The following is a 24536-nucleotide window of genomic DNA, read 5'->3' as shown; positions in this document are numbered from 1 at the left end:
TTTTTGTTTCTCTTATTTTTTAAATCCACTTTCAAGGAGCTTCCCATGTTTGAAAAACTGCAATCCCCCCTGTCCCTGGCCGCACGTGTTTTGCTGGCTGCGTTGTTTGTGCCCGCGGGCTTCAGCAAGATTGCCGGCTTTGCCGGTACGGTCGGCTACATCGGCTCGGTCGGTTTGCCCTTGCCTCAACTGGGCGCGATCATCGCCATCGTGGTGGAGCTGGGCTTGGGCCTGGCGCTGCTGGTAGGCTTCCAGACCCGCATTGCTGCGCTGGTGATGGCCGTGTTTTCTGTGGCTGCTGCCGTGTTTTTCCACGCCTACTGGGGCATGCCCGCTGAACAAGTCATGATCAACCAGATCATGTTCATGAAGAACATCGCCATCGCTGGCGGCTTGCTGGCCCTGACGGCCTTTGGCGGCGGCGCCTGGAGTGTTGACGCCAAGCGCGGCAACTAAGCACACACGGATTCCCGGGGGAGCCTGCAGCCTGCAGGCTCCCGTTTTTAACGTTCTCTAGGAGTATGACTATGGCAAAAGTAGCAGTTGTTTTTCATTCAGGTTATGGCCACACCCAGCGCATGGCGCAAAGCGTGGCTGCGGGCGCTGGTGCCGATCTGGTGGCCATTGATGCAGAGGGCAATTTGCCCGAAGGCGGTTGGGAAACCCTGGCTGCAGCCGACGCCATCATCTTTGGCTCGCCCACCTACATGGGCAGCGTGAGCTGGCAGTTCAAGAAGTTTGCCGACGCGTCGAGCAAGCCCTGGTTTGGTCAGGCCTGGAAAGACAAGGTCTTCGCAGGTTTCACCAACAGCGCCACGATGAACGGCGACAAGCTGTCCACCTTGCATTACCTGTTCACGCTGGCAATGCAGCACAGCGGCATCTGGGTCGGAACAGGTTTGATGCCCAGCAACAGCAAGGCAGCACAGCGCAACGACCTGAACTACGTGGGCTCCTTCAGTGGCGCCATGGCCCAGTCTCCGTCCGATGCATCTGCCGACGAAATGCTGCCGGGCGACCTGGAAACGGCCAAGCTTTTCGGCAAACGGGTTGCTGAAACGGCTGCCAAGTTCAAAGGCTGATCCACAGCTGAGCGAAAATAGCCTTTTGCATTGACACCAAGGAGATCGGCATGAGCATTGCGTTACAACGCAAGTCGGGTGAAGCACTGTCACAGACGGTGCGTATTCGGCAGCACTTGCTGCTCTCTGACGTGTCGGTGGCTGAAGGCGGCACTGACGAAGGCCCCAGCCCGCACGATTTGTACGATGCGGCGCTGGGCTCTTGCAAGGCACTCACCGTGCTTTGGTATGCGCGCAAAAAAGGCATACCCGTCCAAGACATCCAGACCGAAGTCCTCAGCGACAACAGTGAAGAGCGCAAAGGCACTTACCGCCTCAGCACCCGCCTGAAAATCAGCGGTGACCTGACCGACGCACAACTGGCCGAGCTGACCAGCGTGGCCGAGAAGTGCCCCGTGCACAAACTCATGACCACCGTCACTACCGAAATCACCACCAGCGTGGAGCGTGCAGCATGAGCGCCCCCACCTTGCTCAAACCCCACAACAAAGACCTAGGCGGCGGCTTTGTCGTGCGCCGCCTGCTGCCCGCAGCGCAGCGCCAGGGCGTGGGTCCATTTATCTTTTTCGACCACTTTGGTCCGGTCACCGTGCAGCCCGCGGACAACCACGACGTGCGCCCGCATCCGCACATTGGCTTGGCCACGTTGACCTACCTGTTTGAAGGCGTCATCCTGCACCGCGACAACCTGGGCTACACCCAGCGCATCGAGCCCGGCGCCATCAACTGGATGACCGCCGGCAGCGGCATCGTGCACTCCGAGCGCCGCCCTGCGGAGCAGGCCAACACCACCTATGTGAACCACGGCCTGCAGCTCTGGCTGGCGTTGCCCATGGACCAGGAAGAAGTGCCCGCCAGCTTCATCCACACGCCTGCGGCCGCCATCCCCGAGCTGACCCAGCAGGGCGCTGCGGTGCGTGTGCTGGTGGGGGAGGCCTTTGGCGTCAAATCACCCGTTGCCACCTTGTCTCCCACGCTGTACCTGGACGTGCGCCTGCCCGCAGGTGCCACCTGGACGCTGCCCGTGCTGGCCGAAGAACAGGCTGTGTATGTGGTGGATGGCAGCGTGGCCGTGGACGGCCAGCCGCTGGAACCCAACACCATGGCCGTACCGTCTGGCCCCGTGCAAATTTCTGCCGAGCAGGGCGCGCGTTTTGTGGTCATTGGCGGCCAGCCGCTGGGCCACCGGTTCATGTCGTGGAACTTTGTCTCCAGTAGCAAGGAACGCATCGCAGAAGCCACCGCCGCCTGGGAGCGCATGGACGCCACCGCTGGCATGGGCCAGGTCCCCGGCGAAACCGAGCGTATTCCTGCGCCCACTGCCCCAGCTTCGCGCTGACCGGCTACAGCCCTGCGGGGCAGTTTTATGTCACTAGTGTCCGGTAAATTTTGCATCAGGGCAGTTCAAACCTAAGCTGGATGCGGGTTTCAAGAGCTTTTTGGATTCCGGCGATTTGAAATCCGATTTTTGCCCGTGGGCATATCGTGACCTCATTTTTCGAGGTTTACGTCATGAACGCTGGTCGCACGGTATTCGCGCAATTGCTGGCCGTCGTACCGTTTAGCCACTTTGAACACCTCGTTGATAGGTACCAAGCCAACCGCTGGACACGGGATTTCACTGCCTGGAGCCAATTCATTTGCATGGCCTACGCGCAGTTCACTCGCAGGGAAGGCTTGCGCGACCTGATCGTGTGCCTGAACTCGCAAAGCTCCAAGCTTTACCACTGCGGCCTGCGTCAGCGTGTATCACGCTCCACATTGGCCGATGCCAACGAGCGGCGTGACTCGCATTTGTTCGAAGCACTGGGGCAACGCCTGATCGAAACCGCGTTGGATTTGTACAAAGACCATGACATCGGCTTGGGCCTCAAGGAGCCACTGTATGCCATGGACTCCACCACCATCGACTTGTGTCTGAAACTGTTTCCCTGGGCTGACTTTCGGTCCACCAAAGCGGGAATCAAGGCCCATACGGTGATCGACCTGCGGGGTGCCATTCCAGTGATGCTATCGATCACCACCGGCAAAGTCGGCGACTCGGGGCAATTGGATGCATTGAGTCTGCCCAAGGGCTCTATCGTCGTGCTGGATCGCGGCTACGTGGACTTTGCAAGGTTGCACCGCTTGGTGCAACGGGAGTGCAGCTTTGTGGTGCGCGCCAAAGACAATTTGAGCTTCATCTGCAGTGAAGCCCACGCGGCTGATGTGCAAACCGGCGTGTACTCGGATCAAACCATTGTGCTGACGGGGGAGCGCTCCAAGAAAGGCTACCCTGAGCCTTTGCGCCGGGTACGTTTCTACGATGCAGTGAGTTGTTTGGAACTCGTCTTTCTAACCAACCGTCTAGACCTATCCGCCCTCACCATCGCAGCCATCTACAAGCAGCGCTGGCAGATTGAGCTGTTCTTCAAATGGCTCAAGCAGAACCTGAACATCCAACACTTCTTTGGCAATTCATTGAACGCGGTGAGATCACAGATATGGATTGCAGTGTGTACCTATTTGATAGCTTTGGTCGCACACCACGGACTACATACTGACCTGTCACTGCGTAACTTCTTGCATCTGGTGGAGGTCAACATGTTTGAGAAGATCTCTTTGGCTCAGATGGTAGACAACGCTATCAAGGACGACAGTTTCGAAGAGCTGAAATCGCAGGTTGAACTCTTCTGAAAACGGGGCAAAATTTACCGGACAGTAGTGGTTTTATGTGCAAAATAGGCCTCCAGCCCTTATGGGGTGTGCGCGGCAAGCTATCAAAAGCATAGTAATCTGACTTCTCTGAAGAGGCCGCAGCGCGTGGCAGACCCGTCCACAGGTCCCTGCGTGGCGCACGGTTCAAGGCCATAGTCTTCCATGGCGTTTAACATGGCAGCAAGCGTCTCTTCCCTTGGCTTAGATGTTAGGACTCTCACCATGCGGTTCGTAGCTCTGGCAATTACCTCTCTTCTGGCTCTTGTATTGGCCGGCTGTGCCGTCGCTCCGGCAGCGAAACACGAGGTCCAGATCGCACACTTGCCCGTCGAGCAGGTGTTCCCGCTTGAAGGTGAACAGTGCGGTTGCATGTCCTTTCGTGCAGGCGCCCAACAGGCGAAAAACGCAGCCCTCTTTTCCTTCACTCCCACGCAAGGCCGCCTTCGGGTGAATGGCCAGAACCTGGAGCTGAAGCAGGCCGCCCACCGCACGGCGGCAGGCGGGCACGTTAATGAATTCACCGGAAGCGGAGTGAGTGCACTACTCACCGCTAAGGAGGTGCCTTTCCTACAGGCGTGTTCACCTTATCCAGAACCACCCGTGCATGGCTCCTGTTTTGTCGGCACGCTGGATGTCAAGGCGGAGCAGGGATCGGAGTCCCTGCAGGTGGTCCAGTTGTGTGGATGCTGAGCGTTAGCTGCGCTGTCCAGAAGAACTAACGGAGCCCAATGATGTTGTCATTCTTCCGAATTTTTGCATTGTTGTGTGTGCTGGTCTGCGGCTCTGCCGCCTGGGCGCAGATGTCGGGCTCCGCCTGTATTTCCATGCGCGACGGGACCACGGTATGCCCCAAACCCGATTCGCAATGCAAGCTGAACCGCTACGGTGATCTCATCTGCTCCACCCCCGGCGGTGGCATTGAGGCCGACCGGTACGGCGACCTGGTGTGCGGGCCCGGCTACTGCGTAAAAGACCAGCGCGGTGAAGTCTTCTGCTCCAGCGCGCCGCGTGGTGCATCGGCGGTAGACCTCTACGGCAACGCAAGCTGCTCGGTAGCTTGCGTCCAGGCCGCTAGCTCACTCTGCGTGGTACCCAAGGCCGTTCGCTGAAGCTGCTGGTTTGCGCGGTGGCAGCGTGTGCATGAAGATGCGCTTGATCACCGTGGCGTATTGCTTCCACAAGCTGCCGGTGTTGTAACGCAAGCCGTATTTTTCACACAGCGCCTGGATCTGCGGCGCGACTTCGGGGTAGCGGTGCGCGGGCATGTCGGGGAACAGGTGGTGCTCGATCTGGTGGCTCAGGTGCCCGGTCATGACATGGAACAGCGGGCCGCCAGTGAGGTTGCTCGACCCCGTGAGCTGGCGGATGTACCAGTCGCCGCGGGTCTCGTTGCGGGTGTCTTCCTCGCGGTAGATCGCCACGCCTTCGGTGAAGTGGCCGCAAAAAATCACGGTGTAGGTCCACAGGTTGCGGATCAGGTTGGCGCAGAAGTTACCCGCCAGCACGCGCGGTGCATTCCACAGCGCCAGCGCCGGGAAGAAGATGTAGTCCTTGAAAATCTGCTTGCCTGATTTCGCGAGAAAGCGATGCAGTTTGGGCATGAACTCTTCTTTGCTGACCTTGCCATATTTGTAGCGCCCAATCTCCAGATCGTGCGAGCCCACGCCGTACTGAAAGCCCATGGCCAGCATCAGGTTGGCGATTGGTTGAAACAGGTGGCGCGGTTTCCATTTCTGCTCGGTGGACATGCGCAACAGCGAGTAACCAAAGTCGCGGTCTTTGCCCAGGATGTTGGTGTAGGTGTGGTGGTTCACGTTGTGCGAATGGCGCCACTGCTCGCCGTCGCAGGCAATGTCCCACTCAAAGGTCTGCGAGTTCAGGCGTGGGTCACCGGTCCAGTCGTACTGGCCGTGCATCACGTTGTGGCCAATTTCCATGTTGTCCAGAATCTTGGCGTTGGCCAGCGCCAGCACCCCCGCCACCCAGCTGACGGGCCCCGGGCCAAAATGCAACAGCGCGCGGCCCGTCACCTCGCTGGCGCGGCAGATACGAATCATCTTGCGGATGTGGTCCACATCCTTTTGACCCAGCGTGTCCATGACGGACTTGCGGATGGCATCCACCTCTTGTTCAAACGTATCAATCTGGGCGCGGCTCAGGGCGGGCAGGGCGGTGTAACTCATGGTGGTTCTCCGAATGGTATGTGGGGTGATGTTGGCTAAGTCCGTTCGCGTTGAGCTTGTCGAAACGCAGCCCCTGCAAATCAAGCGCCTGTAGAAGGCTTCGACGGGCTCAGCCCGAGCGGGCGTGTTTGTGCCGACTCAAAGGATCAGCGTCAGGTCCGAGCGCGCGGCAGAGATGCAAAGGCGAATGGTCTCGTTGGGCGCGCTGGAGATGTCGCCTGTCACCAGGTTTTGCACGGTGCCAATGGTCTTGGTGCACTGGCACGACGCGCAGATGCCCATGCGGCAACCGTGCTTGGGTGCCAGTCCCGCACGCTCGGCCTGCACCAGCAGTGCATCGGACCCGCTGGTGGTGAAGGTCTTGCCGGTGGACGTGCAAACCACGGCTGCGGGTGCGCCAGCTTCTGCGGTGATGCGTGGCGCAGCGGCAAACCGTTCGCTGTGCAGCGGCGCTGCAAAACCTGCGTCGCCCCACAACGCATGGATGCTGTCCATCCACGCACCAGGGCCACACATCCAGGTGGCGCGCTGAGCCAGGTCCGGCACCAGGGCTTGCAACGCTGTGGTGTCGAGGCGGCCGTGTTCACCAGTGAAATGCGCCACCAACCGCAGTGCGGGCCAGGTGGCTTGCAGTTGTTGCAACTCTGCGCCAAAGATCATGTCTTGCGCATTGCGGCACATGTACACAAACAACACATCTGCCTGGTAGCGGCGGGTGTGCAGCTCACGCAGCATGGCCATCACGGGCGTGATGCCACTGCCTGCGCTGAGCAACAGCATCTGTGCGGGCAGCACGGCCGGCAGCACAAACTCACCCGCGGCCTGGCTCAGCGTCAGCACATCACCCACGCGCAGGCGGCTGTGCAAATGGGTGGACACCTGGCCACCGTCTTGCCGCTTCACGGTGATGCAGATGCGTTTGGCGCCCGCAGGAGACGACAGGCTGTACACCCGCTCCACCAGCCGCCCATCCATCTCTATCTGCACGCGCACAAACTGCCCGCTGCATGCGCCTTGCCAATGGGCGTTGGGCCGCAGCACGAAAGTCTTGGTGTCAGGCGTCTCGTCCACGATGCGCTCGACCCGCGCACGCACCTGGCTCAGCGACAGCAGCGGGTGCAGGGCGGTGAGCGTGTCCTCAATGGCGCTGCTGCGCACCATCGCCGCCACCAGAGGCTGGTCGGCCAGGCGGGTGAGGTGCGCCGCGATGCGGGGCCATAGATGGGGCTTGGCAGGGCGGGTGGTGGGGGCAGCGGTGTTCACAATCAAACTCCTTCGACGTGGAATGGTTTGAATTGTGTACATACGTACACCAAATAAGTAGAGAGCCCAGCCAAATGTATCTATGTGAATTCATAAGTTGTTGATAAATAACGGTTAAATCCATAAAAATCGGGTTGATAAATAGAACGTTTGTAGTCAAAATAGCCGCCAATGACCCTCAAAAAAACCACCGCCAAGCCCTCCAAGCCCGCAGATGCACTCAACCGCAGTGCCCGCAAAGACCTGACGCGGGCCAACCTGCTACAGGCCGCGCTCAACCTGATGGGCCAGGGCCGCAGCTTCACCAGCCTGGCGCTGCGCGAGATTGCGCGCGAGGCGGGTGTGGTGCCCAACGCGTTTTACCGGCACTTTCGCAATACCGACGAGCTGGGCCTGGCGCTGGTGGAAGAGGTGGGCATCACCCTGCGCCGCCTGCTGCGCGAGGAGCGCCAGGTGCAGGTGGCGCCCAAGGAGCGGCTGCGCCGTTCGGTGGCGGTGTACCAGGAGTATGTGAAGAGCAACCGCCTGCAGTTCATGTTCATCTCCAGCGAGCGCTCGGGCGGCAGCCGCATTCTGCGACTGGCCATCCGCAACGACGTGACCCACTTCACCAACGAAATGGCGCAAGACTTTCGCCTGCTGGGCGTCTACCCCGAGGTGTCCACCACCAGCCTGCAGATGATCTGCGGCCTGATCGTCATGACCATGCTGGCCGCCGCCACCGACATCCTGGATCTGCCGCCCGAGCAACCGCTGCTAGAGGCCGAGATGCAGGAAAACTTTGTGCGCCGGCTGCAACTGGTGTTGCTGGGGGCATCGTTGTGGAAGGACAAGGCGCGCTAGTTTATAAGTCTATTGGCCTCTATCCCTGGCTCGCTCAAAAGTGAAGTGCAACACACCGATTGAAACTTCAATAAGGTGTGTCCATGAAACTGAACCAAGAGTACAAACAGCTCGATTACAAAGAGCGCCAGACCATTGCTGTATGCCTTGAGCTCGGATTGAGTATCCGGGCGGTAGCCCGAGTACTGGGTCGTGCCCCCTCCACGGTGAGTCGTGAGATCAACCGAAACAGCGGTGCTGGTGCCTATAGTTGCCGATTCGCACAACAGCGCTTTGTGCGCAGGCGTCGCCACAGCAGACCGCCCCCGAAGCTGGTGGCGGGCAATGCCCTCTTCGCCTCTGTGCACGCCTTATTGCAACTGCGTTGGTCACCCCAGCAAATTGCCTCTCGCCTAGCTACACTGCATCCGCATGAGGCGCACCAACGCGTCTCTCACGAAACCATCTACAACGTCATCTACGCCCAACCCCGGGGTGAGCTGCGCCGCGAGCTCATTGCCTGTTTGCGTCTGGCCCGCACCAAGCGCTGGCCCCGTTCACGTGGCGAAGACCGCCGCGGTCAGATCGCTGATCTCTTGAGCATCCATGTACGTCCCCCGCAGGTTGAGGATCGACTGTTCCCTGGTCACTGGGAAGGTGACTTGATCAAAGGAGCAGGCAACCTCAGTGCTGTGGGCACCCTGGTAGAGCGCAGCACCCGGCTCCTGATGTTGGTAAAGCTGCCGCATCCCAACCCAGCCACTGCAGCCCACGTGCTGCAAGCGTTTACGGACAAGCTCAACGGTATTGCCAAGCCTATGCGCCAAACACTGACTTATGACCGGGGGCGTGAGATGGCTCACCATGCGCAATTGACAGCCAACACCGGGGTTGCCGTGTATTTCTGTGATCCGCACAGTCCTTGGCAGCGTGGCACCAATGAGAACACCAACGGTTTGGTACGACAGTTCCTGCCAAAGGGGACAGACCTGTCGGGTTACAGCCAGGAGCAACTCGACGGGATTGCTGACTTGATGAATGGACGGCCTCGCAAGACGCTGGGCTGGTTGACTCCGCTGGAGGTGTACGGCCAGTGGCTGGCCAAGCTTGAGCACTCTCCTGACTCCATCCAATAAACTCAGCTTGTGTTGCACTTGGATTTGACTCCGCCCCTTGTGGACTGAGCGCGAGCAGCTATCAAAATCGTAGTGAAATGACCTCTTTGCAGAAATTGCGCTGCATGCAATTCCACGCGTCACCGGCATGGGGGTGTGCATAAGCAGGTCGGTGCGCCAGAATCACGCCATCACCAACCACCAGACGCCACCATGTTGTATTACGCCATTGTGTTTCTGCTGATGCTCGCACTGCCTGCCGTGTCCATCGCCATCGAGGCCTTCATGTCCGGCGCGATGCCGCTGGTGGTTCTGCTGGCCAAATGGTTTGTCTTCTGGGCCGTGGGCATGCGCCTGTTTCTGGCCGGCGTGCGCCAGATCGCACAGCCCAAGTACACCGCCCAGGTCATTCTGGGTTTGAAGAGTGATGAAGTGCTGCTGGTGGTGCGCGAACTGGGCTTTGCCAACCTGTCCATGGGGCTGCTGGGGCTGGCCACTCTGGCCGTCCCTGGCTGGCAGCTTGCTGCGGCGCTGGCGGGCGGTATTTTCTACGGCCTGGCAGGTATCAACCATGCACTCCAGCCGCACCGCAACCGCCTGGAAAATGTGGCCATGGTGTCTGATTTGTTGGCTTCGGCCGTGTTGCTGGGGCTTTGTATCCTGGCGCTGGTTTAAGAGTCGCACATGCCTATCTTTGTAGCCCTGATGCGCGGCATCAACGTCGGCAAAGCCAAACGTATTCCCATGGCAGAGCTGCGTGCGCTGCTGGAGGAACTGGGCTACACCAACGTAGCGACGCTGCTCAACAGCGGCAATGCGGTGTTCCGCTCCGCCAAGGGCACACCGGCCAGCCACGCCAAGCAGATTGCCGCGGCGATTGCGTCCCGCATGGGGTTTGATGTGCCGGTGGTTGTGAAGTCGGCCAAAGAACTGGCGGCCATCGTCGCCGAGAACCCGCTGGCCAAAGCGGCGGCCAACCATTCACAACTGCTCACCGTGTTTGCGCAGGACCACAAGACACTGACCGGGTTGTCCACGATCGCAACGCTGATCCAGCCACCCGAGCAGTTTGTCGTGGGTGACAACGCAGCCTATCTCCATTGCGCAGCGGGCATTCTGGAGAGCAAGGCGGGCGAGGCGCTGCTGGGCAAGGCAGGCAAGTCAGTCACCACCCGCAACTGGGCCACGGTGCTGAAGCTGCAGGCTTTGGTGGATGAGAGCAAGACTTAGAGATTCAGCATAAAAAGTGGCTGTAGCCCTTATGCAGTGTGCGCAAGCAGCTACCAATTGCGTAGCGACTCCCCGGATGGTCGGGTTCGGGCCGCCAGCACGCTGCCGCGGGAAGTCCTAGCGCGAAGACTGCCCCAGCAAGGCGCTGCGCAATTCCGGTCGTTTGGTTTTGGGGTCCAGCCAGATCTTGAAGAAGGCTTCACTGAATGCCACGTCGCTGGACTCGCCGAGCAGCTTGCCGTTTTGGAAGAAGCGCACGCCTTCCCGTGGCAGGTGTACACCAATGAGCCTGTCGCCAGCCTTGACGTCGACAAAGATGGCTTCCAGCAGGGCGGACCAGGCCACGATTTGTTCGGGGGATGACGGGCCGATGCGCTGCATCTCGATCAGCGAGGTATTGGCAATGTCGCGCGCCTTCACCGCCGTTGCATAACGGATGTCCAGCGCAAACGGCCGCGCGAAGCTGAAGCCCGCGTCTGTGCCAGACAGCCACAGGCTGGCGTCATAGGCCTTGAACCCGAAGAAGCGCAGCGTACCCGTGCCTTTGGCCTGCCAGTTATTGCCATAGGGCGCCAACTCTGAAGGGGCGCTGGCGGTTGCTTCGGCCACATTGGGTGCCACCGGTTGTGCATGGGCGGGCAGCACACAGCACAGTGCCAGCACCGAGGCCAGAGCGATCAGGGTTTTGGACGGTTGTTTCATGGGGACTGCCTCCAGGTGGTGATGGGGTGATAGCGCAACGAAAAATGCCCAAGACTGGTTTGCAATCCTGGGCATGTGGGGCGGAGCCGCGTTTACTTGGGGATGACCACGCTGTCGATGACGTGGATGACGCCGTTGTCGGCCACGATGTCGGTCTTGATGACTTTGGCGTTGTCTACCATCACGCCGCCTGCAGTGGTCACGGTCAATTCAGAGCCTTGCACGGTTTTGACTTTGCCGGCACGTACATCCGCGGCCATCACCTTGCCGGGCACCACGTGGTAGGTCAGCACCGCGGTGAGCTTGGCTTTGTCCTTGAGCAGGGCGTCCAGGTCTGCTTTGGGGATTTTGGCAAACGCTTCATCGGTGGGCGCGAATACGGTAAACGGGCCCTTGCCCTTGAGGGTGTCGACCAGACCGGCAGCACCCAGTGCCGTCGCCAGTGTCTTGAAGCTGCCAGCGTCTACCGCTGTGTCCACGATGTCCTTGGCCTGTGCGGACAAGGTAAAGCCCAGGGTGAGAACGGTTGCAATGAGAAGTTTTTTCATCGAAATCTCCATCACTTTGAAGTGGTTTGAACCCGCCAAAAATGTGGCGAACCAGCACTTTAATACCAACAAGTAACCTTGTGAACTGTGCGGTATTTTATTGTCCGTTTCGGTATTTTCGGAAAAAAAGCCACCCCGCAGATGCTAAAAATAGACGAAATACGTCCTTATCCCTTGCGCAGTCTGCGCAGGCAGCTATCTATTTTGTAGCGATTGGATGGGGGCTGCCTCTGATGTGCAGCCCCAATGGCTTCTCAGCCCGGCGCGTTGCGGTGGTTCAGCGCACTCAGGTCCGCCCCCACCGCTTCCCGTTCGTCGAACACAAAACAGCCGCCGTTGTAGTGCGCGCCGCCGGTTTCTTCGAAGTATTTGAGGATGCCGCCCTCGAGCTGGTACACATGGTCCAGCCCGGCCTCCTGCATGAAGATGGCGGCTTTTTCGCAGCGGATGCCGCCGGTGCAAAAGCTCACCACGGTCTTGCCGGCCAGCTCGGCCTTGTGGTCCAGCAGGGCCTGGGGAAACTCGGTGAACTTGGTGATGCGCCAGTCGATGGCGTTCTCAAAGGTGCCGCAGTCGATCTCCACATCGTTGCGTGTGTCCAGCGTGACCACCGGGCGGCCTTCGTCGTCATGGCCCTGGTCCAGCCAACGTTTCACGGTCAGCGGTGACACCGCCGGTGCGCGACCTTCCGCGGGGCGGATGGTGGGGTGGTTCATGCGGATGATTTCGTTCTTCACCTTCACCAGCATCTTTTTGAAGGGCTGCTTTTCGGACCAGCTTTCCTTGGGCGTGATGTCGGCAAAACGTGCATCGGTGTGCAACTGGGCGATGAAGCTGCGCACGGCCTCGGCTGGCGCGGCCAGAAACAGGTTGATGCCTTCTTCGGCCAGCAGGATGGTGCCTTTGAGCTGCAAGGCCGTGGCGCGTGCCAGCAGGGTTTCGCGCAGCGCAGCGGCGTCGGGCAGGGTGACAAACTTGTAGGCGGAGATGTTCAGGATGGTGTTCACCCCCTGATTTTAGGTTTCCCGCCTGAGCTAACTCCGGGGGGCGCAGATTTCTACTTCGCCTGCAACTGTGCCTGCAGCCATTCCTGGGCTTTGGCGTAGTCGGTAAATACGCCTGAGGGGATGATGCCGTCCAGTAGGTTTTCGAACCGGGGGCGCATCAGTGAGGCGGCTTCCACCTGCGGGCCAATCACAAAAGCGACAGCGGCCAACCGTGAGCCCGGGGGGCGCGCCGCATACGCCAGGCGGGTGTTGGTGTAGATGTCTTCGCTGTAGACCAGTGTGTCATGCAGGCAGTTGATGATGCCCCAGGGGCCGGCAGCGTTGAGCGTGGGCGCGTGTTTCATCATGGCCTTGCCGGTTTGATCACGCATTTCCGCATTCCAGTCGCCACGCATGTGCACTGTCAGGATGGCTCCGGAGCGCTCGACCTGGGCCGAACCATGGGGCTTAAAAAACGGCGGTGTCATGGGCGGGGCCTCCATCGTGGCGGGCTGCAGCTTTTATCTGCATGTATTTTGGGTCTCCTGTTTCGCATTATGAAGGTGCGGGTGCTTATCAGCCAAATCCGCAGGCTGCCAAAACTACAATGAAGCCATGTTTATCCACCTGCGCCTGCACACCGAGTTTTCTGTCGTTGACAGTACCAACCGTATCGACGACATCGTCAAGGCCGCAGCCAAGGACGGACAGCCCGCGCTGGCGATTACGGACCTGAACAACCTGTTCGGTGCCATCAAGTTCTACAAGGAAACCCGGGGCAAGGGCATCAAGCCACTGATTGGTGCGGAGATCATGATTGAAGGCCTGGGCAGCGATGCCACGGCCACCAGCCGCATCATCCTGCTGGTGCAGAACAAGCAGGGTTACCTGAACATGTCCGAGCTGATCGCGCGGGCGTATACCAAGAACATCATCAAGGCCCAGGCCGTGGCCAAGCTGGAATGGCTCAAAGAGCTGAACGAAGGGTTGATCTGCCTGGCCGGTGCGCAGGCCGGTCCCGTGGGGCAGGCGCTGGTGCAGGGCGACACCGCCCGCGCGCATGAAGCCGCGCTGCAACTGGGCAGTATTTTTCCGCACCGTTTTTACCTGGAGCTGCAGCGCGCAGGCCGGGTGGACGACGAAGCCCATGTGATGGCCACCGTGCATCTGGCCGCGCGCATGAAGCTGCCGGTGGTGGCCACCCACCCGGTCCAGTTCACCGAGCAGGATGATTACGAGGCGCATGAAGCGCGTGTCTGTATTGCCGATGGCGAAATCCTGAGCAACCCCAAACGGGTGCGCCGTTTCACACGCGAGCAGTATTTCAAGAGTTCGGCGCAGATGGAGGCGCTGTTCAAGGACATTCCCTCGGCCATTGCCAACACGATTGAGATTGCCAAGCGCTGCAGCCTGACGCTGGTGCTGGGCAAAAACTACTTGCCGGAGTTTCCGACCCCGCTGGTCGATGGGAAGCAGCTCACGCCGGAAGAGTATTTCCGCTACGCGTCGCACGAGGGGCTGAAAGACCGCATGGCGCATCTGTACCCCGATGCGGCCAAACGTGAGGCTGAGATGCCGCGTTACGTGGCGCGGCTGGAGTTTGAGATTGGCACCATCCTGAAGATGGGTTTCCCGGGTTACTTCCTGATCGTGGGGGACTTCATCAACTGGGCCAAAAACAACGGCTGCCCGGTGGGGCCAGGGCGGGGTTCCGGGGCAGGCTCTCTGGTGGCCTACGCGCTGAAGATTACCGATCTGGATCCGCTGCAGTACAACCTGCTGTTCGAGCGTTTTCTGAATCCCGAGCGGGTTTCCATGCCCGACTTTGACATCGACTTTTGCCAGACCAACCGGAATCTGGTGATCGACTATGTGAAGGACAAGTACGGCAAGGATGCGGTGAGCCAGATTGCCACCTTCGGCACCATGGCCGCGCGCGGCGTGATCCGCGATGTGGGCCGTGTGCTGGACATGCCCTACAGCTTTTGTGATGGCATCAGCAAACTGATCCCCAACAAGCCGGGCACCAACGTCACGCTGCAACTGCCACCCACTGATGGCAAGAAGAGCGACAAATACATCTACGCCAGCGAGGCCGAGCCGATACTGGCCCAGCGCGAGGCCGATGAAGAAGACGTCAAGACGCTGTTGGAGATGGCGCGCAAGCTCGAAGGCATGACGCGCAACATCGGCATGCACGCCGGTGGTGTGTTGATTGCACCGGGCAAGCTGACCGACTTTTGCCCGCTGTACCAGCAGCCTGGCAGCGATTCGGCCGTGAGCCAGTACGACAAGGACGACGTGGAGGCCATTGGCCTGGTGAAGTTCGACTTCTTGGGCCTGGCCACGCTGACCATTCTGGAGATAGCGCGCGAGTTCATCATCAAGCGCCATCCGGGCCAGGAGAACTTTGCGTTTGAAAACCTGCCGCTGGACGATGCCAAGGTCTACCGCCTGTTTTCCGAGGGCAAGACCGAAGCCGTGTTCCAGTTTGAAAGCCGCGGCATGCAGGGCATGCTGCGCGACGCCAAACCCACGCGCCTGGAAGACCTGATTGCGTTGAACGCCTTGTATCGTCCGGGCCCAATGGACCTGATCCCCAGCTTTGTGGCGCGCAAACACGGGCGCGAAGAGGTGGAGTACCCGCACCCCGCAGTGGCGGAGATGCTGAGTGAGACCTACGGCATCATGGTCTACCAGGAGCAGGTGATGCAGACCGCGCAGATTCTGGGCGGCTACTCGCTGGGTGGCGCCGATCTGTTGCGCCGCGCCATGGGCAAGAAAAAGGTCGAGGAAATGGCCAAGGAGCGCGAGAAATTCCGCGCCGGTGCCCTAGCCACCCACAACATTCCACAAGACAAGGCCGACGAGGTTTTCGACTTGATGGAAAAGTTTGCGGGCTACGGCTTCAACAAGTCGCACGCCGCTGCTTACTCACTGTTGGCGTACCACACGGGCTGGCTCAAGGTGCACTACGCCGCCGAGTTCTTCTGCGCCAATATGACGGTGGAAATGGACGACACCGACAAGCTGAAAGTCTTGTTTGAAGACGCGGAGAAGATGGGCCTGGAGTTTGAGCCGCCCAACATCAACCGCGGCTTCTACCGCTTTGAGCCTATCTCCAACAAGCAGATTCGTTATGGCCTGGGCGCCCTCAAGGGCACAGGCCAGCAAGCCATCGACGCCATCGTAGCGGCGCGCGAGGGCCGGGGCCCAACGGAAGAGGCCGGGCCCTTCACCAGCCTGTTTGACTTTGCCCGCCGCGTGGACCGTAGCCGCCTGAACAAACGCTGCGTGGAAGCGCTGATCAAGGCCGGTGCGTTTGACACCTTGCAGCTCAACCGCGCATCGCTGGTCGCCAGCATGGACCGCGCGTTCGAGTTCGCTGCCGCTACCGCTGCCAATGCGAACCAGCATGGCCTGTTTGACATGGGCGGCGAGGACGACCACGGATCGAGCACGCAAGAGCCGGATCTGGTGGAGGCCATGCCCTGGGGCGTGAAGGAGCGGCTGACGCAGGAGAAGACTGCCGTTGGGTTCTACCTGTCCGGCCATCTGTTTGACGAGGTGGCGCTGGAAGTACGGCGCTTTGCCAAGCGCCCGATCGAAGAGCTCCTGGAAACCCGCGAGCCGCAGTTGCTGGCGGGTATCGTCAACGACCTGCGGGTGATCAACGGCCAGCGTGGCAAGCTGGCGCTGTTCAAGCTCGATGACAAGTCGGCCAGCATCGAGGCGCGCGCCGACGAGTCGCTGATCAACGCCCACAAGGATTTGCTCAAAGACGACGAGCTGATTGTGGTGATGGGTAAGGCCCAGCCCGACCGTTTTTCGGGTGGCATGCAGTTCACCATCCAGCAGATCTGGAGCCTGGAGCAGGCGCGCTGCCGCTTTGGCAAATACCTGCGCGTGGCGGTGAATGGCCGCGCGCCCGATGTGCAAAAACTGTTGCGCGAGTTTCCCGCCCAACGTGAAGTGTCAGAGCAGGGCGAGCTGATACGCGGCTTGGGTGTGCGCCTGGTGGTGCAGCGTTTGGTGGACGCAGATGCTGCCGATGCCGGCTGCGCAGGCGCCATGGCCGAGCTGCAGTTGGGCGACAACGCCAAGTTCTTCCCGACAGATGCCGCCCTGGCCGGCTGGCGCGCCCAGGCCGACCAGGGCCGCGCGGTGATTGCCTACGACTGAGGCTTTGCCAAGGCCCGGTTTGGGGCAGGTTTATGCATGGTTTAGGCCTCTAGTCCGCGTGGGTATTGCGCAAGCAGCTACTGAAAACATAGCAATTTCGCTTACTGGCCCAGTAGAGTTTGGGGCGACAGTTCGATGATCATGGGTGACCAAACCTTGCCATCATCCAGCGGTACTTTGGCGGTCTTCTCGATGGCGTTGAGTGCCGCGTTATCCCAGGATGGATTGCCACTGCGCTTGGAAATACGGCTGCTCAGAATGTCGCCACTGGGGCTGAGCGTGACCGTGACTTCTGTTTTCGGATTGCCTACGATGGTGTCGATGTAGGTGACGTTGGGCTTGATGCGCGCCGCTACGCGGCCCGAATAGTTCGCCGAGGGTCCGGACGACTGCATCGCGGTAGAAGTGGAGCCGGGCTGGCCGCTGCCACCACTGCCAGCCAGACCGGCCATGCGTTTGAGATTCTGCTGGCGTATTTCTTCCAGCTTCTTGGCCTCGGCCAGCGCCTTGGCCTTGTCGGCCTTTTGCGCGCTCTGGTCTTGCTGCGCTTTCTTGTCGCGCGCGAGTTTGTCCTGCTTTTCCTTCTCGGCTTTGTCTTTGGCCAGCTTTTCTTTGAGCTGCTTTTCTTTCAGTTCTTTCTCTTTTTCAAGCGCGAGCTTTTTCTTTTCCTGCTCGGCCTTTTCTTGCTGCAGTTGTTTCTCTTTGAGCAGCTTGGCCTTTTCTTTCTCTTTGGCCAGCGCAATATCAACCTGCGGCGGCGGCACGGGCGCCGGAGGGGCAACCACCGGCGGGGGCTGCACGACGGGGGCGGGCTCTGGCGGTTGGGGCGGCTCGGGTTCGGGTGGTGGTTCTTCCGCGGCCGGGGCTGCAGCTTCTACCGGCAGGGCGGACCACAGCTCGGCCTCTACCGTGACGGGTGTGGCCTCGCGTTTCCACTGCACACCCACGGCCAGTACGGCCAGCAGTGCGGCGTGCGCCAGGATGGCGAGCAGCATGGCGCGCACCAGGCCCGGTGTGGGCGGTGGGGCAAATTCCATGCGTTCGCGCAGTGTGGACATGGCCGGTGGCGGTGCTTAGTTGGCGAGCTGGACCGACAGGCCCACACGCTGTATGCCTGCGCGCTGCAAGGTGTCCATCACCTGGACCACGCTCTCGTACATGACGTTTTTATCGGCGCTGATGACCACGGCCGAATTGGCTGCGGCGGCGCTGTCTTTTGCGCCTTGGGCAGATTTGACGGCAGCCGCCAGCTCCTTGAGGGGCAGGGAGGTGGTCTTGTCCTTGATCTTCATCTCCAGCGCGTCATCCTTGCCCAGGATGATCTGGATGATCTGGTCGGGCTGGCGCGCGGCCTTGCCGACGCTGGGCAGGTCAATCATGCTGGGCGTGATGAGCGGCGCGGTGACCATGAAGATGATCAACAGCACCAGCATCACGTCAATGAAGGGCACCATGTTGATCTCGTTGATGGTGCGCCGTCCGCGGCCACGGTGTGAAACAGCTGGCATGGGGGGTGTTCCTCGGGGCGGTGTGCGGTTAGCGGCTGTTGGCGGCGGCGCTTTGCGCGCCCACGTTGCGCTGCAGGATGTTGGAGAACTCTTCGATGAAGGTCTCTTGCTGGATGGCGATGCGGTCCAGGTCACGCGCGAAGCGGTTGTAGGCGACCACGGCTGGGATGGCAGCAAACAGGCCGATGGCGGTGGCGACCAGGGCTTCGGCAATGCCAGGGGCCACGGTGGCCAATGTGACCTGCGTCAGTGCGGCCAGGCCGGTGAAGGCGTGCATGATGCCCCACACGGTGCCAAACAGGCCCACGTAAGGCGACACCGAACCGACCGACGCCAGGAAGGACAGGTTGCTTTCGACGACGTCCATCTCGCGCTGGAAGCTGGCGCGCATGGCGCGGCGCGCGCCGTCCATCAGCGTGCCCACATCCGTGATGCGGCGCTCGCGCAGCTTCTGGTATTCGCGCATGCCGCTGGCAAAGATGCGTTCCATGGGGCCGCAGTTGCGCGCGTTTTGCGTGGCGGCGGAAAACAGGTCGTTGAGGCTGGAGCCGGACCAGAACTCGCGTTCGAAGGTTTCGTTTTGCGACTTGACCCGGTTCAGCGAAAACAGCTTGCGGAAGATGGCGGCCCAACTGGCGATGGACACGCCCATCAGCAGCAGCATGACGGCTTGGACCACGATGCTGGCGTTGAGTACCAGATGGAGAATGGACAGGTCTTGGTTCATGGCATTCAAGGGTAAATTCAAATCAGGATGGAACGCAGGCGTGTTACAGCTTCTTGCAATTGCGCCATGGAGCTGGCGGTCGAGAAGCGCACAAAGTTGGCCGTCTGGGCGGTACCAAAGTCACGCCCCGGCGTGACGGCCACATGGGCTCGGTGCATGACTTCATAGGCAAAGTCCCAACTGTCCTTCACGCCCAGCTTGGCGCAGGCGGCGGAGCAGTCGGCCCAGGCGTAGAAAGCGCCGTCGGGCATGACGGGGACGGTCAGCCCCATGGCGTTGAGCGCGGGAATGAAGTAATCCCGTCGGGCCTTGAATTCATTGCGGCGCTGCTCGTACAGCGCGATGCTCTCGGATTCAAAACAGGCGAGCGCAGCGTGCTGGGCAATGGTGCTGGGGCAGATAAACAGGTTTTGCGCCAGGCGCTCTATCACCGGCACTAGCGTGTCAGGCACCACCATCCAGCCTAGGCGCCAGCCGGTCATGTTGAAGTATTTGCTGAAGCTGTTGATGCTGATGATGTTGTCGTCCAGCGCCAGCGCGGTCTGGCCAAACTGGGCGTCAAAACTCAGCGCCAGGTAAATCTCGTCCACCAGCGTGATGCCGCCCTTGGCCTGCACCACCTGGTGGATGCGGCGCAGCTCATCGGGGTGGATGGACGTGCCCGTGGGGTTGCTGGGCGAGGCCAGCAACACACCGCGTGTGCGCGAGCCCCAGGCGGCTTCGACCTTGGCGGCGCTGAGCTGAAAGCGTTCTTCTGCGGTGGTTGGGATCAGCACGGCCTGGCCTTCCGCAGCGCTCACAAAATGGCGGTTGCAGGGGTAGCTGGGGTCGGGCATCAGGATTTCGTCGCCCGACTCGATCAGCGCCAGGCAGGCCAGGTGCAATGCGGCCGAGGCGCCTGCGGTGACCACAATGCGCCGTGCTGGCACATCCACACCAAAACGGCTGGCGTACCAGGCGCTGATGCGTTCGCGCAGCGGTTCCAGGCCCGTGGCCTGGGTGTATTGCGACTGGCCCGTACGCACCGCGTGTTCTGCGGCAGCCTGCACCAGGGGCGGTGCCGTGAAATCGGGTTCGCCAATGTTCAGGAAAACCATGGGCGCATCGGTGTGCGCCACCTCTCGGCCCAGCGCGGCGGCGGCCTTGGCCACCTCCATGACGTAAAACGGTTCTATCTTCTGGGCGCGTGATGCGATGTGCATGGTCTGCAGAGGGGGCCTGGATAACTTAAGCGCGTGGCTTCTTGGCCGTGCGGTCGGCTTCGACTTCGGCGACGCGTAGTGTGGGCGCCAGGCCGTTGAGCACGGCGTTCACATACTTGTGGCCGTCGGTGCCGCCAAACTCCTTGGCCAGCTCAATGCATTCGTTGAGTACCACGCGCCACGGCACGTCCAGGCAGTGCTGCATCTCGTACGCGCCAATCCACATCACGGCATGTTCGATGGGCGAGATCTCGGTCATGGGGCGGTCCAGCAGCGGCACGATCAGCGCGTCCAGTGCCGCGCCTTGCTCCACGCAACCATGCAACAGCGCGTCGAAGTGGGCCGCGTCGGCCTTGTTGAAGCCAGCCAGGTCACGCGTGAAGGTGTCGATGTCGCTCACACCATTGCGGCCCACCAGGCTTTGGTACAGGCCCTGCAGCGCAAATTCGCGGGCGCGCGAACGGTTGGACTTGCTACCGGCCTTGCGGGCGCCGGTGCTGGTCACGCCTGTGCGGGGTTGGCGGGGAGGGCGCTTTGGTGTGGAGGGGGTGTTGTAGTCGCTCATCAGATGGATTCCAGCAGGTTGGCCATTTCAACGGCAACGCGGGCGGCGTCGCGCCCCTTGTCGACCTGGCGGGCTACCGCCTGGTCCATGTTTTCGGTGGTGAGGATGGCGTTGGCAATGGGCAACTGGTAGTCCAGCCCGACGCGTGTGACGGCGGCGCCGGATTCATTGGCCACCAACTCGAAGTGGTAGGTCTCGCCACGGATGATGCAGCCCAAGGCGATCAGTGCGTCGTAGTTGGACTTTTCGGCCATGGCCTGGAGGGCCACCGCCACTTCCAGCGCGCCGGGCACAGTGATGTGGTCGATGTCTTTGTCAGACACGCCCAGTGCGAGCAGCTCGGCCTTGCAGGCCTCGGCCAGCGCGTCGGTCACGCTGGCGTTGAAGCGGGCTTGCACGATACCGATCTTGAGCCGCTTGCCGTTCATGCGGTTGTCGGTGGTGGCCACGTTGCCTTTGTCTGCGCCAAACATATGGAGTTCCCTTGTATTGCTGTTTTATTTAGTGATGTAGCCGGTGATTTCGAGTCCGTAGCCGGTCATGCTGGGCATGCGGCGGGGGCTGCCCATCAATTGCATTTTGTGCACACCGCACTGGCGCAGGATTTGCGCGCCAATGCCGTAGGTGCGCAAGTCCACGCGGCCACGCTCGGGGCCGTGGGTGGCGCGGGCGGTGCCGTCAAACTGGGCCAGCAACTGCGCGCCGCTTTCGCCGCAGTTCAACAGCACGACCACGCCTTTGCCTTCTTTGGCCACGTGAGACAACGCGGCATCCAGGCTCCAGGAGTGCATGGTGCGGCCGACTTCCAGCGCGTCCAGCACGGACAGCGGCTCGTGCACGCGGGCGGGCACGGACTCGTCTGCAGACCATTGGCCTTTGACCAGTGCCAGGTGCACGCCGTGGCCGGTGGTGTCGCTGAAGGCGTGGGCGGTGAATTCGCCAAATGCGGTTTGAATCGGGCGCTCGCCGACTTTCTCGATGAGTGATTCGACGCGGCTGCGGTGTTCGATCAAATCGGCAATGGTGCCGATCTTCAGGCCATGCTCGGCGGCAAAAAGCTGCAGGTCCGGCAAGCGGGCCATGGTGCCGTCGTCCTTCATGATTTCGCAAATCACGGAGGCGGACGAGCAGCCGGCCATCACAGCCAGGTCGCAACCGGCTTCGGTATGGCCCGCGCGCATCAGCACACCGCCATCCACCGCTTGCAGCGGGAAGATGTGGCCGGGCTGCACCAGATCGCTGGGCACGGCATCCTTGGCCACGGCGGCCTGCACGGTGCGGGCGCGGTCTGCGGCAGAGATGCCGGTAGTGACGCCTTCGGCGGCTTCAATCGACACCGTAAAGGCTGTGCCTTTTTTGTCGCCATTGCGTACCGTCATCGGGGGCAATTGCAGGCGTTCGCAGCGTTCGCGGCTCAGCGTCAGGCAGATCAGGCCCCGGCCGAAACGTGCCATGAAGTTGATGGCATCGGCCGTGACGTGGTCGGCAGCCAGTACCAGGTCGCCTTCGTTCTCGCGGTCTTCTTCGTCAACCAGGATCACGATGCGGCCGGCACGCATGTCGGCAACGATGTCTTCCACGGGGGAAATGGGTACGGGGGTGAGTGTGGTCATGGTCAATGGATTTAAATAGGCTTCAGGCCGCTGTGGGCGCGGTCATCATGCGCTCCACATAACGTGCGACGGTGTCAATTTCCAGGTTCACAGCGGAGCCAGCAGTGAGTGCGCCCAGCGCGGTGTTCTCTACCGTGTGGGGAATCAGGTTGATGCTGGCTTCACAACCGTTGGCCACGTCGGCTATACGGTTGACCGTGAGGCTCACGCCGTTGATGGTGATGGAACCCTTGTAGGCCAGGTACTTGCCTAGCGCCTTGGGGGCCAGCACGCGCAGTTCCCAGCTTTCGCCCACTTGGGCAAAGTGGCTTACCGTGCCGATGCCATCCACATGCCCGGAGACGATGTGACCGCCCAGCCGGTCATTGGCGCGCAGGGCTTTTTCGAGGTTGATGGCACCCACGGCATCCAGGCCTGCGGTCTTGTCCAGCGATTCGGCGGAAATATCGATGGTGAACTGCTGCTGCGCCACGTCCAGCGTGGTGACCGTCATGCAGGCGCCGTTGAGCGCAATGCTGTCGCCCAGGCCCACGTCGTCCAGGTAGTCCGCAGGGCAGGTGATGGTCAGGCGCTTGCCGTGCGTAGAAGAGCTGCCTAAGGCGTGAACGGCGGCGATGCGCCCCACGCCGGTGATGATTCCGGTAAACATGGCCGCATTTTCGCAGGGATTGGGGCGATGTCCGGGCCTAAGGGAAAATCTTCTGCGCTAAAAGAGGTCGCGGCCTGTAACGCGGGCGACGATGCGCAGGTCTGGCCCCACCATTTCGGTCGATTTGAACTCCAGCGGCAGGGCGTCATTCAGCGCGGTCAAAGGCCCGAAATTCGCCATATCGGCGCCTTGCCCCATGAGTTTGGGGGCCAGGTAGACCAGAAACTCGTCCACCAAGCCCTCGCGTACCAGGGAACCATTGAGCTTGTGCCCGGCTTCCACGTGCAGCTCATTGATCTCGCGTTTGCCCAGATCACGCAGCATGGCGGCCAGGTCGACCTTGCCAGTAGGCGTGCCATCGGCATGGTGACCGGGAAGGTAGATGATCGTTGCGCCCTGAGCTTGCAGGGCTTCGGCTTTGGCATCATTTTTGGCTGCAGCATAGATGAATACTGCGCGACCAGCTATAAAAAGAGGAGCGTCCAGCGGAGTTTGCATGTCACTGTCTACTACCGCCAGATGCGGCTGGCGTGGTGTTTCCACCAGGCGCACGTCCAGTCGGGGTTGGTCTTGCAGCACAGTGCCTATACCGGTCAGCACGGCGCAAGCACGGGCGCGCCAGGCGTGCCCGTCGGTGCGCGCTTCGGAAGATGTGATCCACTGGCTGGCCCCGTTGGGCAATGCGGTCTTGCCATCCAGTGAAGCAGCTACCTTCAGGCGCACCCAAGGTGTTTTGCGGACCATGCGACTGAAAAAGCCGATGTTGAGTTCGCGAGATTGGATCGCCAGTGGATCGCTCGGGTGGAGCACCTCCACTTCCACGCCCGCAGCCCGCAGTCGCGCAAAGCCTTGGCCCGCGACCAGCGGGTTAGGGTCGGTGTTGGTGGCGACTACTTTCTTGATACCTGCCTGAATCAGCGCGTCGCAGCAGGGGCCGGTACGCCCGTGGTGGGAGCAGGGCTCCAGCGTGACGTACGCGGTTGCACCTTGCACGGAGTGGCCCTTGGCCGCTGCATCGCGCAAAGCCATGATTTCGGCATGGGGGCCGCCTGCGCGTTGCGTAAGTCCTTCCCCAAGAATTGAACCATCTAATGCGATCAACACACATCCGACACTAGGATTGGGGTTTGATGAGATGTGCGAGTCACGAACCTTTGAGAACGCTAGGCCAAAAAATTTTGCATCATTCATGGCTGCAAGCTTTACCTATCCCAGTAGTTTCGCGCAACGTCGCTTCGGTAATTTTGATCATTAGCCCCCTATAAATTGCAATTGTCCAGAGACAACATGCCACAACTATATCCAGTATGTGTTCCCGTGGGGGTTGCAACGATCGTGTACGCAGTGGTCGACGGGGCTGCATGAAAGGTGATGTTGCGGCACTTACTTGTTACTACCGGAGTTTTAACTAAATCCCAGCCGACAGCACACACGGCCGTAGGGTATGAAAATTAGGGGCCCG

At 60.6% G+C, this 24536-nt stretch carries 27 protein-coding genes; 12 read left to right on the top strand and 15 right to left on the bottom strand.

Annotated elements, in window-relative coordinates:
* The first annotated feature begins 3 nt into the window (after positions 1-3).
* The 7 genes from RS694_RS12435 to RS694_RS20505 all read left to right on the top strand — a co-directional run bounded on the left by RS694_RS12435 (position 4) and on the right by RS694_RS20505 (position 4888).
* On the top strand, positions 4-456 hold the full coding sequence (locus RS694_RS12435; RefSeq protein ID WP_276324435.1) for a DoxX family protein: 453 nt from the start codon (positions 4-6) through the stop codon (positions 454-456).
* Between the two features lie 71 nt (positions 457-527).
* Positions 528-1082, top strand: a complete 555-nt coding sequence (locus tag RS694_RS12430) for a flavodoxin family protein (RefSeq protein WP_029708394.1) — start codon at positions 528-530, stop codon at positions 1080-1082.
* A gap of 50 nt (positions 1083-1132) precedes the next feature.
* Positions 1133-1540 carry an OsmC family protein gene (locus RS694_RS12425; RefSeq protein WP_029708395.1) on the top strand — a complete coding sequence of 136 codons (408 nt, stop codon included), beginning with the start codon at positions 1133-1135 and terminating at the stop codon, positions 1538-1540.
* Positions 1537-2421, top strand: coding sequence for a pirin family protein (locus RS694_RS12420; protein ID WP_029708396.1), 885 nt, complete (start codon positions 1537-1539; stop codon positions 2419-2421). Before RS694_RS12425 ends, RS694_RS12420 begins: the two co-directional genes overlap by 4 nt.
* Before the next feature lie 173 nt (positions 2422-2594).
* Positions 2595-3758, top strand: coding sequence for an IS4 family transposase (locus RS694_RS12415; protein ID WP_029707262.1), 1164 nt, complete (start codon positions 2595-2597; stop codon positions 3756-3758).
* A gap of 243 nt (positions 3759-4001) precedes the next feature.
* Entirely contained in the window at positions 4002-4469 is a 468-nt protein-coding gene (locus tag RS694_RS12410; protein WP_152528922.1) for a hypothetical protein, read from the top strand.
* A 41-nt stretch (positions 4470-4510) separates the two neighbouring features.
* Positions 4511-4888 (top strand): hypothetical protein, encoded by a 378-nt coding sequence (locus tag RS694_RS20505; protein ID WP_152528921.1) that lies wholly within the window; start codon positions 4511-4513, stop codon positions 4886-4888.
* Here the strand turns inward: RS694_RS20505 and RS694_RS12405 are convergent.
* Both RS694_RS12405 and RS694_RS12400 read right to left on the bottom strand, forming a co-directional pair.
* The gene (locus RS694_RS12405; RefSeq protein ID WP_051392211.1) at positions 4856-5962 is read right to left on the bottom strand and encodes a fatty acid desaturase family protein; all 1107 of its coding nucleotides are present in this window, start codon (positions 5960-5962) and stop codon (positions 4856-4858) included. The two genes, RS694_RS20505 and RS694_RS12405, sit on opposite strands and share 33 nt — an antisense overlap.
* Before the next feature lie 138 nt (positions 5963-6100).
* Complete coding sequence (locus tag RS694_RS12400) at positions 6101-7225, bottom strand: ferredoxin reductase (protein WP_161631583.1); 1125 nt, start codon at positions 7223-7225, stop codon at positions 6101-6103.
* Between the two features lie 171 nt (positions 7226-7396).
* On the opposite strand from RS694_RS12400, the gene RS694_RS12395 reads away from it, so the two are divergent.
* From RS694_RS12395 to RS694_RS12380, 4 genes are all read left to right on the top strand, one after another.
* Positions 7397-8068 carry a TetR family transcriptional regulator gene (locus RS694_RS12395; protein ID WP_029709837.1) on the top strand — a complete coding sequence of 224 codons (672 nt, stop codon included), beginning with the start codon at positions 7397-7399 and terminating at the stop codon, positions 8066-8068.
* Between the two features lie 83 nt (positions 8069-8151).
* Positions 8152-9183 carry an IS30 family transposase gene (locus tag RS694_RS12390; protein WP_029705989.1) on the top strand — a complete coding sequence of 344 codons (1032 nt, stop codon included), beginning with the start codon at positions 8152-8154 and terminating at the stop codon, positions 9181-9183.
* Positions 9184-9375: 192 nt separating this feature from the next.
* A complete protein-coding gene (locus RS694_RS12385) occupies positions 9376-9837 on the top strand; it encodes a DUF6790 family protein (RefSeq protein WP_206538124.1) in 462 nt (153 codons plus the stop codon).
* Between the two features lie 9 nt (positions 9838-9846).
* Positions 9847-10392, top strand: a complete 546-nt coding sequence (locus RS694_RS12380; protein ID WP_029709791.1) for a DUF1697 domain-containing protein — start codon at positions 9847-9849, stop codon at positions 10390-10392.
* A gap of 117 nt (positions 10393-10509) precedes the next feature.
* Here the strand turns inward: RS694_RS12380 and RS694_RS12375 are convergent, their stop codons facing one another.
* From RS694_RS12375 to RS694_RS12360, 4 genes are all read right to left on the bottom strand, one after another.
* Positions 10510-11094 (bottom strand): chalcone isomerase family protein, encoded by a 585-nt coding sequence (locus RS694_RS12375; RefSeq protein ID WP_051392202.1) that lies wholly within the window; start codon positions 11092-11094, stop codon positions 10510-10512.
* A gap of 92 nt (positions 11095-11186) precedes the next feature.
* Complete coding sequence (locus RS694_RS12370) at positions 11187-11642, bottom strand: fasciclin domain-containing protein (RefSeq protein WP_029709793.1); 456 nt, start codon at positions 11640-11642, stop codon at positions 11187-11189.
* A 254-nt stretch (positions 11643-11896) separates the two neighbouring features.
* A complete protein-coding gene (locus RS694_RS12365) occupies positions 11897-12649 on the bottom strand; it encodes a sulfurtransferase (protein ID WP_029709794.1) in 753 nt (250 codons plus the stop codon).
* Positions 12650-12699: 50 nt separating this feature from the next.
* Positions 12700-13116 (bottom strand): hypothetical protein, encoded by a 417-nt coding sequence (locus tag RS694_RS12360; RefSeq protein WP_152528915.1) that lies wholly within the window; start codon positions 13114-13116, stop codon positions 12700-12702.
* A gap of 127 nt (positions 13117-13243) precedes the next feature.
* Here RS694_RS12360 and dnaE point away from each other — a divergent pair, with 127 nt between their 5' ends.
* Complete coding sequence (gene dnaE / locus RS694_RS12355; RefSeq protein WP_076069649.1) at positions 13244-16810, top strand: DNA polymerase III subunit alpha; 3567 nt, start codon at positions 13244-13246, stop codon at positions 16808-16810.
* A 101-nt stretch (positions 16811-16911) separates the two neighbouring features.
* On the opposite strand, the gene tolA is transcribed toward dnaE, so the two are convergent.
* The 9 genes from tolA to ribD are packed head-to-tail and all read right to left on the bottom strand — an operon-like array spanning position 16912 to position 24265.
* On the bottom strand, positions 16912-17868 hold the full coding sequence (tolA, locus tag RS694_RS12350; RefSeq protein WP_076069646.1) for a cell envelope integrity protein TolA: 957 nt from the start codon (positions 17866-17868) through the stop codon (positions 16912-16914).
* 15 nt (positions 17869-17883) lie between these two features.
* Positions 17884-18318 (bottom strand): biopolymer transporter ExbD, encoded by a 435-nt coding sequence (locus RS694_RS12345; protein WP_029707709.1) that lies wholly within the window; start codon positions 18316-18318, stop codon positions 17884-17886.
* A 28-nt stretch (positions 18319-18346) separates the two neighbouring features.
* Positions 18347-19045, bottom strand: a complete 699-nt coding sequence (gene tolQ / locus RS694_RS12340) for a protein TolQ (protein WP_029707710.1) — start codon at positions 19043-19045, stop codon at positions 18347-18349.
* A 17-nt stretch (positions 19046-19062) separates the two neighbouring features.
* The gene (locus RS694_RS12335; protein WP_076069643.1) at positions 19063-20247 is read right to left on the bottom strand and encodes a pyridoxal phosphate-dependent aminotransferase; all 1185 of its coding nucleotides are present in this window, start codon (positions 20245-20247) and stop codon (positions 19063-19065) included.
* Positions 20248-20272: 25 nt separating this feature from the next.
* A complete protein-coding gene (nusB, locus tag RS694_RS12330) occupies positions 20273-20812 on the bottom strand; it encodes a transcription antitermination factor NusB (protein ID WP_029707712.1) in 540 nt (179 codons plus the stop codon).
* Positions 20812-21285, bottom strand: coding sequence for a 6,7-dimethyl-8-ribityllumazine synthase (gene ribH, locus RS694_RS12325; RefSeq protein ID WP_029707713.1), 474 nt, complete (start codon positions 21283-21285; stop codon positions 20812-20814). Before ribH ends, nusB begins: the two co-directional genes overlap by 1 nt.
* Positions 21286-21309: 24 nt before the next feature.
* Positions 21310-22425 carry a bifunctional 3,4-dihydroxy-2-butanone-4-phosphate synthase/GTP cyclohydrolase II gene (gene ribBA / locus RS694_RS12320; protein ID WP_029707714.1) on the bottom strand — a complete coding sequence of 372 codons (1116 nt, stop codon included), beginning with the start codon at positions 22423-22425 and terminating at the stop codon, positions 21310-21312.
* A gap of 22 nt (positions 22426-22447) precedes the next feature.
* Positions 22448-23074, bottom strand: a complete 627-nt coding sequence (locus tag RS694_RS12315) for a riboflavin synthase (protein WP_029707715.1) — start codon at positions 23072-23074, stop codon at positions 22448-22450.
* Between the two features lie 57 nt (positions 23075-23131).
* Entirely contained in the window at positions 23132-24265 is a 1134-nt protein-coding gene (gene ribD / locus RS694_RS12310) for a bifunctional diaminohydroxyphosphoribosylaminopyrimidine deaminase/5-amino-6-(5-phosphoribosylamino)uracil reductase RibD (protein WP_029707717.1), read from the bottom strand.
* Between the last annotated feature and the right edge of the window lie 271 nt (positions 24266-24536).

The sequence above is a fragment of the Rhodoferax saidenbachensis genome, assembly GCF_001955715.1.
GTDB classification, from domain to species: Bacteria; Pseudomonadota; Gammaproteobacteria; order Burkholderiales; family Burkholderiaceae_C; genus Allorhodoferax; species Allorhodoferax saidenbachensis.
This window is presented reverse-complemented; position numbering and strand designations above follow the sequence as displayed.

Bases quoted from the DNA above. Each gene is read 5' to 3' on its own strand.
- RS694_RS12380 (WP_029709791.1), top strand. From the start codon at position 9,847: ATGCCTATCTTTGTAGCCCTGATGCGCGGCATCAACGTCGGCAAAGCC.
- RS694_RS12375 (WP_051392202.1), bottom strand. From the start codon at position 11,094: ATGAAACAACCGTCCAAAACCCTGATCGCTCTGGCCTCGGTGCTGGCA.
- ribH (WP_029707713.1), bottom strand. From the start codon at position 21,285: ATGTTTGGCGCAGACAAAGGCAACGTGGCCACCACCGACAACCGCATG.
- RS694_RS12430 (WP_029708394.1), top strand. From the start codon at position 528: ATGGCAAAAGTAGCAGTTGTTTTTCATTCAGGTTATGGCCACACCCAG.
- RS694_RS12360 (WP_152528915.1), bottom strand. From the start codon at position 13,116: ATGACACCGCCGTTTTTTAAGCCCCATGGTTCGGCCCAGGTCGAGCGC.
- RS694_RS12315 (WP_029707715.1), bottom strand. From the start codon at position 23,074: ATGTTTACCGGAATCATCACCGGCGTGGGGCGCATCGCCGCCGTTCAC.
- RS694_RS12410 (WP_152528922.1), top strand. From the start codon at position 4,002: ATGCGGTTCGTAGCTCTGGCAATTACCTCTCTTCTGGCTCTTGTATTG.
- ribD (WP_029707717.1), bottom strand. From the start codon at position 24,265: ATGAATGATGCAAAATTTTTTGGCCTAGCGTTCTCAAAGGTTCGTGAC.
- RS694_RS20505 (WP_152528921.1), top strand. From the start codon at position 4,511: ATGTTGTCATTCTTCCGAATTTTTGCATTGTTGTGTGTGCTGGTCTGC.
- RS694_RS12385 (WP_206538124.1), top strand. From the start codon at position 9,376: ATGTTGTATTACGCCATTGTGTTTCTGCTGATGCTCGCACTGCCTGCC.
- RS694_RS12405 (WP_051392211.1), bottom strand. From the start codon at position 5,962: ATGAGTTACACCGCCCTGCCCGCCCTGAGCCGCGCCCAGATTGATACG.
- RS694_RS12415 (WP_029707262.1), top strand. From the start codon at position 2,595: ATGAACGCTGGTCGCACGGTATTCGCGCAATTGCTGGCCGTCGTACCG.
- dnaE (WP_076069649.1), top strand. From the start codon at position 13,244: ATGTTTATCCACCTGCGCCTGCACACCGAGTTTTCTGTCGTTGACAGT.
- nusB (WP_029707712.1), bottom strand. From the start codon at position 20,812: ATGAGCGACTACAACACCCCCTCCACACCAAAGCGCCCTCCCCGCCAA.
- RS694_RS12390 (WP_029705989.1), top strand. From the start codon at position 8,152: ATGAAACTGAACCAAGAGTACAAACAGCTCGATTACAAAGAGCGCCAG.
- RS694_RS12335 (WP_076069643.1), bottom strand. From the start codon at position 20,247: ATGCACATCGCATCACGCGCCCAGAAGATAGAACCGTTTTACGTCATG.
- RS694_RS12395 (WP_029709837.1), top strand. From the start codon at position 7,397: ATGACCCTCAAAAAAACCACCGCCAAGCCCTCCAAGCCCGCAGATGCA.
- RS694_RS12425 (WP_029708395.1), top strand. From the start codon at position 1,133: ATGAGCATTGCGTTACAACGCAAGTCGGGTGAAGCACTGTCACAGACG.
- ribBA (WP_029707714.1), bottom strand. From the start codon at position 22,425: ATGACCACACTCACCCCCGTACCCATTTCCCCCGTGGAAGACATCGTT.
- tolA (WP_076069646.1), bottom strand. From the start codon at position 17,868: ATGTCCACACTGCGCGAACGCATGGAATTTGCCCCACCGCCCACACCG.
- tolQ (WP_029707710.1), bottom strand. From the start codon at position 19,045: ATGAACCAAGACCTGTCCATTCTCCATCTGGTACTCAACGCCAGCATC.
- RS694_RS12370 (WP_029709793.1), bottom strand. From the start codon at position 11,642: ATGAAAAAACTTCTCATTGCAACCGTTCTCACCCTGGGCTTTACCTTG.
- RS694_RS12420 (WP_029708396.1), top strand. From the start codon at position 1,537: ATGAGCGCCCCCACCTTGCTCAAACCCCACAACAAAGACCTAGGCGGC.
- RS694_RS12345 (WP_029707709.1), bottom strand. From the start codon at position 18,318: ATGCCAGCTGTTTCACACCGTGGCCGCGGACGGCGCACCATCAACGAG.